This is a genomic window from Butyricimonas hominis (assembly GCF_014287455.1).
Lineage (GTDB): Bacteria > Bacteroidota > Bacteroidia > Bacteroidales > Marinifilaceae > Butyricimonas > Butyricimonas muris.
In genome coordinates, this window is the sequence record NZ_JACOOH010000011.1 from 69,481 (window position 1) to 83,507 (window position 14,027).

The following is a 14,027-nucleotide window of genomic DNA, read 5'->3' on the forward strand; positions in this document are numbered from 1 at the left end:
TTACCGGAGTTTTTTCATGTTTTGTTGGGAAAAGAAACTATCACTCATGGGCTTGTCGAACTCGTTCTTGTGTACGGTCAGAACGGTCTTCTGGTTCGGCTTGTCAGCCGGGATGACTTCCAGTCGGGTGGGAATTTTCCGTCCCTGTATTTCTTTGATGTCATGACCGTTGTACGTGTTGATCAGCACGCCGTCCTCGTCGTAAAATTCGGATTTGACCTCGATAAAGTCTTTCTTGGTAATCCACACCACGATTTTGCCCCACACCACGGCGGCGTCTTCCTTGGGAACCAGCGTCAGTTTGTAGCACTCGTGTCCTCTCACTTCTTCCGTTCCGTTCAGCTCGTGCGTGTAGTCTTCTATCTTGGACGAGTGTTTCGTCATATCGTCGTTCGTGAAATCGCTTCCCATCCACGATTGTCCCATAACGGACGAGGACATTTTTACCATCCGGTCGATGCTCGGCATCCAGTTCCACAAGTCTTTTTCTCTTTTCAAGAACGCTTGTCCTTTGTCCTTCGCTGGTGAGGTGATGAGGATGAGTGAATATTTCTCTCCTTTCGTCCAGTTTTTTATACCGACTTCCCTTGTCCACGTCGGGCGTACGATTGTCATGGTGACTTCCGAGTAAAGAGTTTCTCCTTGTTTGTTACTCGTCACTTTCTCCATGATTTCCTTCGCGGTGAGTTCTTGTGCGTGCAGGCTTCCGCCGAATAGCAACACGCAACAGGTAATGATTAATCTTCTAGTCATCTTGCTGTTATTAGTTTAGTTATATTTCGTCTTTCTCGTCTATAACGAACGAGGTCTTAAAATAGGGTACTTCATTTACATTAATTTTTAAAGTCTTATTTACGACAGGAAAAATTAGAAAACGGGTGACAAGATTTAATTGAAAATGGAAAATGGAAAAGACTATCTTCTCCGTCTCGTGGACCTCAACGCAATTTATGGCGCGTGTAGTATGACGCGGTAAGTGTTTGGAATAAAATGAGTCCCAGAATGACCAGTCCCAATCCCACGAGATAGGCCGTCGTGTAGTTCGAGGCTTTGGCGATATACCCGCCGAGGAATACACCCGCGCCTAAACCGATATCCCAGCACGTGAGGTAAGTCGAGTTCGCGGTGCCTCGCTGATTATGCCTCGCGAGGTTGATAAACATGGCTTGGAATGCCGGACAGACGAAACCGTACGACATTCCGATCAAGAATGCCGACAGGTAAAAGAAGTGTATCGTTTTAAGGAATATAAAGCACGAGAATCCCGTGATCATGAACAAGATGCCCAGCAGAATCGTTCGCGTCAAGTGTCCCCGGTTCATCTGGCCGGCGGACAGTAACCGGGAAGTGATAAGCCCGAATGCCATTAGCATAAAGAAAAACCCGGTACCCGATTTAATGTGTACCTCTTGTTCGCCGTAGATAGCGACGTAGGTAGACATGATGCCGTAGATGAAAGACAGGAGAGCGATGTTTATTCCCGCGGGAATGCCTTTCAGAAGGAAGAAACGGTCTAGCGAGATCGGTTCCCCCGCGGACGTGATTTTCTCCGGGGCCTTGATGAGGGAAACACAGATTAGCCCGAAAGTTCCGGTCAACAGGGAACACAGGAATATATAGTCGTAATTCCCGTAATTGTCATGCAGGAAAAGGGATAGGGTGGGACTCAGTGCCATCGCGATATTCGTGGACAGCCCGTAGTACCCGATCCCCACGTTACGCCGGGATGAAGGCATCACGTCGATCGCCATGGTCGAGTTCGACACCGTGACCATGCCGAACGAGAACCCGTGGACGGCACGCAATATAGCGAAAAGCAGGAGTGTCCCCGCGACGATGTACCCGGCGAAGAAGCCCACGAAGACGAAATAACAGGTGACGAGCAACGGTTTCCGAGAGAAGTAATCCACGAGGAAGCCGGAAAACGGACGAGTGAGTAGTGCTGTCAACGTGTAGGAAGCGAGAATCGTACCGATTAATGCGCTGTCTGCGTTAAATTTTTCTATCAAATAGAAAGGAAGTACAGGCAGTAGCAGGTAGAACGCGAAAAAAATCGAGAAATTCCCGAGGAACGCTAAAATGAAATTGGAAGTCCATAGCTTCTCCCGTGTTTGTGTCGTGTACATACTTGCTGTTTTATTTTGTCCTTGGGTCCTGTGGTGGGCGGAGGGCATTGTTCGGGGGACAAAGATAATGTATTTTGGCGAAAAAGAACTTTAATCTAGTGATGGAAGCAGGGGAATTAATTTTAGATTTAACAATTGTAGATTGCTTCCCACCTACCAACGCTTCTTTCATTTTTTATATCTTTTCCCCGTGTATCCCTAGGGATATTCTAAGGTATCTCTGGTTGTAATTTACTAATTATTTTATTGTTATTCTACTATTACTCTATTAAAATAGTATAATAATAAAATAATAATAGAATGACAATAGAATAACAAGGCATGTATCCACTGTGAATCAATAGGATATATATGGGGTAAACCTATTGTATGCGAACTTTTTTATAGTCGCCTTCGGCGAGTTACAGGTTGCATTTGCCTTCGGCAAGTTACAGGTTACTTTTCCTGCATTGGAGATAGTATTTCAGATCCTCCTCTGTTTATAGAGGAGGAGGAGGCGTAGCCGACGGAGGAGTTTATTAATTAAGTGATTGAGTGATTTTAGATTGAATGATTTCTCTCCACTTGCCAACGCTTCGTTAATCACTAAATCGACAATTATTGAATCACTAAATCCAAGAACTCCCTCCCGGCTTCGCCGTACTCCCTCTATAAACAGAGGGAGAGCTAAGTTACAGTCCCAAACGCCGGTAACACAACTTGTGACTCGCCGTAGGCGAATGTAACCTGCAACTTTTCAAGTCGCCGAAGGCGACTTGAAAATCTACTTTTTGTACCCGATAGGTTGGGTGTAGATCACGAAGTTGTTCTTGGGTAAACCGATCACTTTCGCTAGAGCCTCTCTGTTGACGGAACCGATTGTCACGGTTGCCATGTCCTTGGCGGCACAAACGAGGTACACGTTTTGAGCCATGTACCCGGCGTGGTGGTTGGAGTACAGTAGCTTTTGCTCCGGATCGGAGATACGTCCCTCTTTGTCGTGGTTGGCTACATAGATGAAACACACGGGAGCTACCGTCATGAAAGGTTGCGGGCCGCATTCTTTCCGGTAGTCGCCTTTCTTCACGAGTTTCAGTTCGTGTTTTTCGGCGTTGTAGCGGTAGATGCCGTCGGCTGTCGCCACGTAGAGTACCATTTCCTGCCAGTTCGTGGCGGTCGGAACGGTACGTTTGCCGATCTCCGGGCGGTTAAGGCCGTTCGCTGCCCACACGAGGTCGGAAAGGTCTTGCAGGGGTAGTTTTTTCGTGTCAAAATCACGGGATGTTTGCCGTTCGTTCAGGCATTCGGCGAGTGATTTTCCCTCGGTTTTCTGCGGTGCGGGTAACTTGATGTTTTGAGCATTCATGGTGCTTCCCATGAATGTAAGCACGAGCATTGTAATAATTGTTTTCATTAGTTTACTACGTTAGTTGGTGTACCGTTAAAGAAATTCAGGATGTTATCGACAGCTTCCTGCCCGGTGGCTATACGCGTGTCGATAGTGCCTGTTGCGTTGTGTGGGGCGAGGATCACGTTATCCAGTCCGTAGAGCATTTCCGTCACGTGTGGTTCGTCTTCGAAAACGTCGAGGGCTGCCCCGGCTATCGTTTTGTTTTGTAAGCAGGTTGCCAGTTCTTTTTCGTTAATGACGGCTCCGCGGGCGGTGTTCACGAGGATAGCGGTCGGCTTCATCAGTTCTATTTCCCGCTTGCCGATCATGTGGCGGGTTTCGTCCGTCAACGGGGTATGGATAGAAACGAAATCCGATCTTTTCAGCAGGGTGTCAAGATCGACTCTCTCGTATCCTTCTACCGTGCTCCGGCGGTTGTAATAAATCACGTTCATGTGGAACGCTTCTGCCAGTCGTGCCACGGTCTTGCCGATATTTCCCATGCCGATGATCCCGAGGGTGCGTCCTTCCAGCGTGAAGCCTAGGTTTTTCATCACGCCCCACATGCTCTCTTTCTCTACCCGTATGCGGCGGTCGCATTCCGTGATACGGCGGGCGGCGCTCAGCATGAGCCCCATTGCCATTTCCGCGGTCGGGAAACAAACGGCTTTCGGGGTATTGCATACCGCTATTCCTTTCGAGCGGGCAAATTTAATGTCGATGTTGTTGTAGCCCACGCCGAAATTACTGATCAGTTTCAGTTTTTTGCCCGCCTCGATAACGCTGTTGTCAATAGGGCGGGTGAATATCCCGAGAATGACATCGTGATCGGGTACCAGTTTGATTAATTCTTCGGTGGTGAAATACTCGCCGTCGGGCATAGTTACGGTATGCTCTTTTCCAAGTTTCGCGAATGACTCGCGGGGAATGTTGTAAGTAACAAGAACTTTCATATTTTTGATTTTAAATTTTAGATTTTAAATTGAAGGATTTATAATTTTAGATTTTAGATTAAACTCCTCCGTCCGCTTCGCGTCCAAGTGAGCCCGGAAGCCGGTCTCGAACCGGCTCACGCTCGGCAATCAGGAAGCAAGCTTCCCTATTGCCCTCGCTTACTCGCCGGTTTCCTCTATAAACAGAGGAGGAGCTGGAATATTCTTCGGGAATCTTTTCATTTTCAACTTTCAATTTTCCATTGTTCAAGCTCATCCTTGCGTCAGCAGGTGCGTCCAATCCGATGAATTGCGAAGCGAGGTATTTGTAGTACCCGGTGACGGCGACCATGCCGGCGTTGTCGAGCGAGAAGCCGAGGCGGGGGATAAATACGTCCCAGCCCGCGCGGGTTCCCTCGTCGTACACGGCTTTTTGCAACCCGGAGTTTGCCGACACACCGCCACCGATGGCGATTTGTTTTATTCCGGTTTGTTTGGCGGCCTTTTTAAGTTTGGCCATGAGTATATCGACGATCGTTTTCTGTAAAGAGGCACAAAGGTCGTTCAGGTTATGTTGGATGAAGTCCGGATCGTTTTTGAGTTCGTCTCGGATGAAGTACAGGAACGAGGTTTTCAACCCGCTGAAGCTGTAATCCAGTCCCGGGATATTGGGTTTGTTGAACGTGAAACGGTCTGGGTTCCCTTCTTTCGCCAGACGGTCGATCACGGGTCCCCCGGGATAGGACAATCCCATGACTTTGGCGCATTTGTCGTAGGCTTCGCCGGCGGCGTCGTCGATTGTTTGCCCGATGACTTCCATGTCCAGATAGTCGCGAACCACGATGATCTGGGAATTACCGCCCGACACGAGTAGCGTCAGGAACGGGAATTTCGGGTGGCGAGCTTCCACTCCCGGTTCTTTGATGAAATTGGCGAGGATGTGTGCCTGCAAGTGGTTGACCTCGATCATGGGAATTTGTTTCGCGATAGCGAATCCCTTGGCGAAGGAAGTTCCCACAAGGAGAGAGCCCAGCAGTCCCGGTCCGCGGGTGAAAGCGACGGCATTGATTTCGTCTGCATTGACGCCTGCGACTTTTAAGGCCTGCGCCACGACCGGGATAATATTTTGTTGATGCGCTCTCGATGCCAGTTCGGGAACGACTCCCCCGTAAGCCTCGTGTACTTTTTGACTGGCAATGACATTAGAGAGTACCACCCCGTCTTTTAGTATCGCGGCCGAGGTATCGTCGCAAGATGATTCAATTCCTAGAATAACAACGCCCATGGTATATTTTAGATTTAATGATTTTAGATTTTAGATTGTCAGCCGCACGGGCTTTGGGGTTTATAAAGTTTATAAGGTTTATAAAGTTCATAAAGTAAATGGACCCCTGCGGGGCACTTTGTCCACGGTAGCGTAAGCTACCGTTAAACACAGTCCGAAGGACTCCCGTAACTTTATAAACCTTATAAACTTTATGAACTTTATAAACTCTTTCCATTTTCAATTGAATTTATTCCTGCAATATTACTAAATTTGCAAGCAAACTAAATGGTGAAAGTATAAAAAAAATAATCTCCATATTGTCCCGGTGTGTAATGGTGCTTGTGCTTTTGGCATTTGCGGCCTATTTTGCCTTGATGACTCCGTACGTTCAGACGAAGTTGGTGGATTATTTTACCCGTATTTTGGAGGATCGGACGGGAACGACGATCACGATCGGGAGGGTGGAATTTCGCCCGATAGAATCATTGATACTGAGTGATGTGTTCGTGAAAGACTGCCGTCAGGATACGCTGATGTTTTGCGAGCGGCTCGTGATGCGGGTGGATTCGGTGAGTTTCGTGAAACGGAAATTCACGATCACGGAGGCGACTTTCGACAATGCCGTGTTTAACTTGTGGATCGAGCGTAGGAAAGACGGGGGGGAGAGCGTCACGAACGTTGAGGAGTTAATCAATTCCCTTTCCGCCTCGATGACGGACACGGTGCCCGCCTCTCCTTTGGGGTGGAAAGTGAACCTGACCCGAATATCGTTGTTCAACAGTCGTTTCCGGTATATAGAGAACGATTATGAACCCGTGGACTACGGGATTAACTGGACGGATGTCGATTGCCGGGATTTAAACGTGATGATTTCCGGAATCAGGTTCTCGAAGGAGGGACGTTACGAGGCCACGGTTACTGGGTTGAGTTTCAGGGAGAAATCCGGATTCGAGGTGATTAACATGGGGGGAAGGGTTGTCGCCACGAATAATAACCTGTTGGTCACGAATACCTTGATTCAGACCGAACGGAGTGAGGCTCATCTGGATACGTTGGAGTATAATTGGGTTCCGGATCAGGAGTACTGGCGTAATTTTACCACGAAGATGCAACAACGATACGTGTTCACCTCTTCAAGGGTACATTTCGATGATATAGCTTATTTTAACGGCAAGTTGCTGGGAATGAATAATGTGTTGTACGGGAGCGGCGTGGTTTTCAACACGATAAGTAATTTGCAGGGCGAGAATCTGGAAGTGTATCTGGGTGAGAAAAGTGTGTTCCACGGTTCATTTGTTTCCAAGGGGTTGCCCCGTTTTTTTGATACGGACTTCACTATCGAATTTACCGATACGCGGATTTCGCCGCCCGAACTGGAAGCTATTTATATGCCGTGGCTGGAAAGCCGTTACGTGAAGATACCGGAAATGCTGCACAAGTATGATTATTTCACTTTTGATGGTACTTTCAAGGGGAAGATCGAGGATTTTGTCGTGGATGCGAAAAGCGTTACCCCGGGAATGGAAGGTTCTCTCGTGTTCAACTATGTTTTGGATAGCGCGGGAGATTATCGTTACGGGGGACGGGCTAACCTGTTCCGGGTGAATTTCGGTTTTCTGACGGGGCAGTCTTTCTTGAAGAACGGTTCGCTGTTCGCGAACTTTAACGGGGTACTGGGTGACTCCACCTCTCGTTTCGGGATGTCGAGTGCGTTAGGATACCTCGACGTGTACGACGGTCGGCTACGGGGGGTACGCCTCTCGGTGGGGACGGAAAATGATCGCCTGTATTTGCTGTCGTCCGTGAAGAACGATAGTTTGCAAGCTGATTTCGAATTGAATTATGTCATGGGGGATTCTCTTCAAATCGCGGACGCGCGGGGGTACGTGAATGTCCGGCAATGGGATTCATGGGGACAGTCCGTTTGCGGGGAAAAGGAATCGTTTGAATTTGATTTCTCGGGGAACCTGAAAATGCAAGAGGACAACAATTGGTTCGAGGCAATCATACCCCGTTTGAAATACGAGAACACGAGGGGGGTGTTCACGACGGATTCGGTGAGATTGACGAATACCGTGCTGGGAGAATATAGTTACTCGAACCTGCAATCGGAAGTGGGGGATGTCACCATGGAGGGATTTTTCCATTCGCTGGAATTGTCGGATTTGTGGAATAGTTTTGTCATGACCTATTTGCCCGCTTACCGCTACGCGGTGGATAAACCATTGCCGGAAGGAACCAATCTGATTGCCGAAGTGCGGTTGAAGAATGTCAATCCTTTGCTGCGGGTCGCTTACCCGCGATTGAAACTTTCGAGCGGTGTCAATTTATCGTGTGAATACAATTATGCCGACCGGCGGACGAATCTGTTACTGGAAGCGGATACGATCTCTTTCGGGGATCTGAAGACGCGGGACGCGAGGGTGAAAGTAGCGGGCAACGGTACCAACTTGATCTGTACCTGTGTTGCCGACGAGTTGAAATACTTGAATTTCGGGAAACTGTATAACGTGCGCAACACGATGAACGTGTACACGAACAATGTCACGAACCGTCTGACGTGGAGTAACTGGGAGAAAGAGACGTATTGCGGCTCGCTGGTCGCCAATCTCCGGTTGTTGAATTACAGGGGCAGGCACATGACACAGGTGCTTATCCAGCCCAGCACGATCGTGATGGCGGATAGCGTGTGGCAGGTGGGACGTTCCATGATATTGAAAGAGGGAGATGATATTTTCGTGAATAATTTCAAGATCAGCCGGGGAGAGCAAAGTTTTTCCCTGCGGGGACGGGTGAGCGGGAACAAGCGGGATACCCTCTCCATGGCGTTCCATAATTTCAATTTGGCGGAGTTCAATAATATTCTTTTTGACAATAAAGTGAAGCTTTTCGGGTTGGTAAACGGGAAAGCCACGATACAGGATGCGTACAACGACCGTCTTATTTACGCGAATATGGAGATCGACCGCTGGGGGCTTAACCGGGATACTTTGGGGACGTTGAACCTGATGTCCCAGTGGGATGCGGCGAACAGTGCCTTGCAGGTCAGCGTGATCAACCAGATGAAGAACGATGAGGCGCCGTTCAGCGTGTTCGGTTATTATAAACCGTCCACGGACAGCCTGAACATGAATCTCGTGCTTTCGGGAATAGACGTGAATTACCTGACCCGTTATTTCCCGGATATGTTGAAAAGCGGGGAGGGTACATTGTCCGGCGAGTTGGAAATGAAAGGGACGAGCCGGACGGCGGCGATCAACGGTTTTCTGGCCATGGACTCGGTGGCTTTGACCTTGAGTATGCTGAACACGCCGTTTATGATTCATGACCGTATCCCAGTGAAGGATAATCGGATCGTGCTTGATGATTTCAAAATATACGATGCCAAGGGGCGGGCGTCCGTCTGTTCCGGGTTCTACGATTTGCAACAGAACAAGTATGATGTAAACTTGAAGTTTAATAATTTCCGCGTGTTGAACACGAAGCAATCCCAAGGCGAGACGTTTTACGGGCAGTTGTATATCACGGGACAAACCCGGATGAATAATCTGTCGGGTAATTCCGCACTGTCTGTCAATTTGAAGCCGGAACCCCATTCCGTGCTGTATATACCCTTGACTTCCGCCTTGACGGAGGAGGACGGCAGTATCCTGCGGTTTATAAATAACCGTCAACCCGGCGAACAGTCCGCGATGCTCGAGGAACGGTCTTCCCTGATATCCGATTTCGACTTGAACGCGAATATCGAGGTGAACGACAATCTGGAGGTGCAGATTATATTCGACCCCACGATCGGGGATATACTGAAAACCGTGGGAAGCGGTAATCTGCGCTTTACCTTGGGTAAGGACAACGAGTTGGATTTGTTCGGGGAGTACAAGATCGCGAAAGGAGATTATCTTTTCACGTTGAGTAACTTGATAAACAAGAAGTTCGTGTTGACTCCCGGCGGAAGTATCAAATGGAACGGTTCGCCTTACGACGCCACGATTGACGTGAACGCGATTTATAACCTGCGTACTTCTCTGAGTGATTTGTTGGCGGGGACGAACACGACAATGGACAAGAACACGAAAGTTCCCGTGGAATGCGTGTTGAAGCTGGGGGACAATCTGATGAACCCGAACGTGCAATTCGGGATTAATTTCCCCTCCCTCGACGTGCAGATGCGGAGTTTGATGCAGAGTCTTTTCTCCAGTCAGGACGAGGTAAACAAACAAATGTTCTCGCTTTTGTTGTTGAACAAGTTCTACACGCCCGATTATTTGGATAAGGATGCGGAGCAGGAGGAGCGCAACACGGGCTACCAGATGGGGGTAACGACGGCGAGCGAGTTGCTGTCGAATCAAGTGTCCCGTTGGTTGTCGCAGATCAGCAATAATTTGGATATCGGTTTCTCGTACCGCCCGGGTGACCAAGTGACGACGAACGAGTTCGAGTTGGCATTGTCTACCCAGATATGGAACAACCGCGTGACCATTTCCGCCAACGGCAACATGGTGGAAGGGTCGAAAACGAACTCGAATACCTCTATCACGGGTGACTTTGACGTGGACGTGAAGCTGAACCAGCAGGGAACGTTGAAGCTGAAGGCTTATTCCCACACGAACGAAAAGATCACGTATAACGCCACGGAGACCGTGCAGGGTGTCGGTGTTTCCTATCAGGAAGCCTTTGATACCTTCCGGGAACTCTTCCGCAAGTACACGGCTATTTTTAAACGGAAAAAGAAGTCTTCGCAATCATCTGATAATAAGCAGTAATTGTAATTTTCAACTTTCAATTTTCAATTTTCAATTGTTTGTCATTGTTTTTTTGGTTTTTTTTCGTGAAATTGGGCTCGTTACGTGAAAACGTCGAACCTAACTAAAATGATATTATGAAAAAAATGACCGAACAAGAGTACATGGATCGTGAGGCGAAATATGGCGCCCACAATTATCACCCGCTACCCGTGGTGTTGGAAAAAGGAGAAGGAATCTACGTGTGGGATGTCAACGGGAAACGTTATTTTGATTTCCTTTCGGCTTATTCTGCCGTGAACCAAGGACACAGCCACCCGAAGATCGTTGAGGCTATGACCGAGCAGGCGAAAACGCTGGCGCTGACTTCCCGTGCCTTTTACAACAACGTGTTGGGAGAGTGGGAAGAATACATCACCAAGTATTTCGGGTACGACAAGGTGCTGCCGATGAATAGCGGTGCAGAGGCGGACGAGACAGCTCTGAAACTTTGTCGTCGTTGGGGATATGACGTGAAAGGTATTCCTGCCGATCAGGCAAAGATTATCGTGTGCGAGAATAATTTCCACGGTCGTACGATTACTATCGTGACGCTTTCCAACGATCCCTCTTCGTATGCCGGATTCGGACCGTTTACACCCGGATTCGTGCGTATTCCTTACGATGACATTCCCGCGTTGGAAGAGGCTTTAAAAGACCCGAACGTGGCGGGATTCCTGTTGGAGCCTATTCAGGGAGAAGCCGGGGTTTACGTGCCGCACGAGGGCTATTTGAAGAAAGCTTATGATTTGTGTAAGGCACACAACGTGTTGTTTATGGCCGATGAGGTGCAGACCGGTATTGCCCGCACGGGTAAGATGCTGGCGTGCGATCACGAGGGGGTACGTCCCGACGTGTTGATCCTCGGTAAAGCTATTTCCGGCGGTTTGATGCCCGTTTCCTGCGTGTTGGCAGACGACGAGATCATGATGACGATCAAACCGGGAGAACACGGTTCCACTTATGGCGGTAATCCGATCGCTTGTCGGGTATCCATGGCTGCATTGCAAGTGATTAAAGACGAGAAACTTGCCGAGAATGCCGAGAGATTGGGTAAGATATTCCGTGAACGCGTGGGACAGATCAAATCGGATATGATCGGACTCGTGCGTGGTAAAGGTTTGTTGAACGCCGTCGTGGTTACCCCGAAAAACGGCAAGACCGCTTGGGATGTTTGTTTGAAACTCCGTGACAACGGCTTGTTGGCAAAACCGACACACGATCATATCATCCGTTTCGCCCCGCCTCTGGTTATCAACGAGGAACAGTTGCTGGAAGCAATCGGAGTTATCGAGAAGACGTTGAAGGAATTTGAGTAGTTCATAAAGTCCGTAAGGTCTATAAGGTCCGTAAGGTCAAATCATTGTTTTGTTGATATTCATTGACTTTACGGACTTTAGGAACCGAAGGTTCGACTTTATGGACTTTACAGACTGGAGGTGTGTCAAACACACCTCTATTTTTGTGTTTTATTTATCCATATTGTTGAAAAAATTAATTTTCAGTGTATATTTGTTAGATTAAAACATCCTTTTTATGTCAATTGATTTCGAGGCTTTATTAGAAGGTGTTAATAGAAAGGAAATGAGGGCGTGGGAAGAACTTTACGCGGCGTATTATGCCGTGCTTTGTTCGTATGTGAATGGAATCACACGAGATAGGGATCAGGCACAGGATATTGTGCAGGATGTTTTGGTCGCGGTGTGGAAGTCTTCCAGATGTTTTGCGGACATGAAGGAGTTGACGTCTTATCTTTATAAGGCGTGTTATAATAATGCTTTGATTCACAATCGGAATGTCCGTTTGCGCAAAGAAATCGAGCAGAAAATCGTGTTGGAAATTGAGGAGGAATTCTCTGATGAAATGTTCGCGGTAACCGTCCGGGATGAATTATTACGTCAATTATACTACTATATAAAGGAATTGCCGAAAGGTGCCCGTGAAATTATCGAATTGAGTGTACAGGGACTTTCCGGACCGGAAATTGCGAAAAAACTAGGCGTGACCATTCACACGGTTAAAACACAAAAAAACCGGAGTTTCAAGTATTTGCGAGAGAAGTTGAAGGACTCCGTTCTATTATTTTTAATTTAATTGAAAAAACTTTCCTTTTTTGTCATACTCTTGGTACTTTCATGTATTATACAATTAAACGATCGTTTTTTAATAGAAGCGATCTTCACAGTTAATAATAACATGTTAAAAAGTAAGCAATTGAAATCAAGTGACTTGCAAAAAAGGAAAAAATGAGTTTAGAGTAAAGTAGAAACCATTAAAAAACGATCCATTATTGATACTGTAAAATAATGCGTGAGATGTGGCTAAAGAGTTATATGACAGACTAAAATATAAAGAATGAAAATGGATTTGCATAGAGTGATCGAATTGTTCCGAAAATCTTTTACTTCATCCCTTACCGGAGAGGAAGGGGAGGAGTTGAAAGGGATTCTGGACGATGATTCTTTAAAAAAGGCCTATGAACAATTGTCGGATGAAACCTTTCTTGTTGAAAAGTTCCGAGAATTTGACGAGTACGAGTATAAACCGGCTTTTAATAAATTGAAAGGTTATCATCGGCAGCGTAGAAATCGTCGTTTGATCGCGTGGACTTCTTCCGTGGCAGCAGCGATTATTCTGGCTTTTGTGCTTGTATATAAAGGAGAACAAAATATCGAACCCGTGAAAGAACAGGTCGCAGCACAACATATTATTCCCCCGGGTAACAAGACTGCCATGTTGAAACTGGCAGACGGGAGAATGGTTCCTATCGGTAGCGAGAGTCTGGAGATCGAGGAAACAGGAGGAAGTGTCTTGAAATATGAAGAAGGTTATCTTTCATATTCTTCAGAGGTGGCTACGTCGGAAGAGTTATATAATGAGTTGGAGGTTCCGGTAGGAGGGGAATGTCACGTGTGTTTGGACGACGGGACAGAGATTTGGTTGAACGCAGATTCCAAATTGAAATATCCGGTTCGTTTTAACGGGGATACCCGCCACGTGGAACTTTACGGGGAGGCATACTTTGACGTGAAAAAAGATTCCCGTCCGTTCGTGGTTAAAACGGAAACGGGGGATATTACCGTTTTAGGAACTTCGTTTGGTATAAGAGCCTATAAAGGACAGGAGGGATACACGACTCTGGTATCCGGTAAAGTACGGTTTACATCGAGAAATAACGAAGATATGCTGTTGGCTCCCGGCGAACAGGCTGTTGTTCACATTTCCGGGGTGTTGGAAAAAAGAACGGTGGACGTGGAGGAATACGTGGGATGGAAAGACGGGTTGTTTGTCTTTAAGAATAGGACGTTAGGTGCTATCATGGATATTTTGGGACGTTGGTACGGGGTAGAAGCCGTTTTTCAGGATGATTCTCTAAGAGATTTGGAGTACACGGGTAGCTTGGAACGGTATGATAATATCAATACTTTTTTGCAGTTATTGGAGCGATTAAAAGATGTACATTATGATATAAAAGGGCATACAGTGATTTTGTTTAAATAAAAAAGGGAAACCGGGCAACAAATTTCTCAGGTTCGGTGTCCGGCTCCCGTG

Annotated in this window: 8 protein-coding genes and 1 pseudogene; 4 read left to right on the top strand and 5 right to left on the bottom strand. The window is 47.3% G+C overall.

What is annotated here, in order from left to right; genetic code table 11:
* The 5 genes and pseudogenes from H8S64_RS20650 to tsaD form a co-directional block, all read right to left on the bottom strand.
* Positions 1-753 (bottom strand): outer membrane lipoprotein-sorting protein, encoded by a 753-nt coding sequence (locus H8S64_RS20650; protein WP_099291944.1) that lies wholly within the window; start codon positions 751-753, stop codon positions 1-3.
* A gap of 185 nt (positions 754-938) precedes the next feature.
* On the bottom strand, positions 939-2,126 hold the full coding sequence (locus H8S64_RS20655) for an MFS transporter (RefSeq protein ID WP_186978542.1): 1,188 nt from the start codon (positions 2,124-2,126) through the stop codon (positions 939-941).
* Positions 2,127-2,889: 763 nt separating this feature from the next.
* Positions 2,890-3,519 (bottom strand): SagB/ThcOx family dehydrogenase, encoded by a 630-nt coding sequence (locus H8S64_RS20660; RefSeq protein ID WP_186978543.1) that lies wholly within the window; start codon positions 3,517-3,519, stop codon positions 2,890-2,892.
* Positions 3,519-4,448, bottom strand: a complete 930-nt coding sequence (locus H8S64_RS20665; RefSeq protein ID WP_186978544.1) for an NAD(P)-dependent oxidoreductase — start codon at positions 4,446-4,448, stop codon at positions 3,519-3,521. Before H8S64_RS20665 ends, H8S64_RS20660 begins: the two co-directional genes overlap by 1 nt.
* A gap of 247 nt (positions 4,449-4,695) precedes the next feature.
* A pseudogene (gene tsaD / locus H8S64_RS20670) lies at positions 4,696-5,712 on the bottom strand (tRNA (adenosine(37)-N6)-threonylcarbamoyltransferase complex transferase subunit TsaD); the annotation flags it as partial.
* 356 nt (positions 5,713-6,068) lie between these two features.
* Here tsaD and H8S64_RS20675 point away from each other — a divergent pair.
* The 4 genes from H8S64_RS20675 to H8S64_RS20690 all read left to right on the top strand — a co-directional run bounded on the left by H8S64_RS20675 (position 6,069) and on the right by H8S64_RS20690 (position 13,976).
* Positions 6,069-10,457 (top strand): translocation/assembly module TamB domain-containing protein, encoded by a 4,389-nt coding sequence (locus H8S64_RS20675; protein WP_222621222.1) that lies wholly within the window; start codon positions 6,069-6,071, stop codon positions 10,455-10,457.
* A gap of 125 nt (positions 10,458-10,582) precedes the next feature.
* A complete protein-coding gene (gene rocD, locus H8S64_RS20680) occupies positions 10,583-11,794 on the top strand; it encodes an ornithine--oxo-acid transaminase (protein ID WP_099294447.1) in 1,212 nt (403 codons plus the stop codon).
* A gap of 217 nt (positions 11,795-12,011) precedes the next feature.
* Entirely contained in the window at positions 12,012-12,569 is a 558-nt protein-coding gene (locus tag H8S64_RS20685; protein WP_186978546.1) for an RNA polymerase sigma factor, read from the top strand.
* 261 nt (positions 12,570-12,830) lie between these two features.
* Entirely contained in the window at positions 12,831-13,976 is a 1,146-nt protein-coding gene (locus H8S64_RS20690; RefSeq protein ID WP_186978547.1) for a FecR family protein, read from the top strand.
* The last annotated feature ends 51 nt before the right edge of the window (positions 13,977-14,027 follow it).

Coding starts and splice junctions, on each gene's coding strand:
- rocD (WP_099294447.1), top strand. CDS start 10,583: ATGACCGAACAAGAGTACATGGATCGTGAGGCGAAATATGGCGCCCAC.
- H8S64_RS20650 (WP_099291944.1), bottom strand. CDS start 753: ATGACTAGAAGATTAATCATTACCTGTTGCGTGTTGCTATTCGGCGGA.
- H8S64_RS20690 (WP_186978547.1), top strand. CDS start 12,831: ATGAAAATGGATTTGCATAGAGTGATCGAATTGTTCCGAAAATCTTTT.
- H8S64_RS20685 (WP_186978546.1), top strand. CDS start 12,012: ATGTCAATTGATTTCGAGGCTTTATTAGAAGGTGTTAATAGAAAGGAA.
- H8S64_RS20655 (WP_186978542.1), bottom strand. CDS start 2,126: ATGTACACGACACAAACACGGGAGAAGCTATGGACTTCCAATTTCATT.
- H8S64_RS20675 (WP_222621222.1), top strand. CDS start 6,069: ATGACTCCGTACGTTCAGACGAAGTTGGTGGATTATTTTACCCGTATT.
- H8S64_RS20665 (WP_186978544.1), bottom strand. CDS start 4,448: ATGAAAGTTCTTGTTACTTACAACATTCCCCGCGAGTCATTCGCGAAA.
- H8S64_RS20660 (WP_186978543.1), bottom strand. CDS start 3,519: ATGAAAACAATTATTACAATGCTCGTGCTTACATTCATGGGAAGCACC.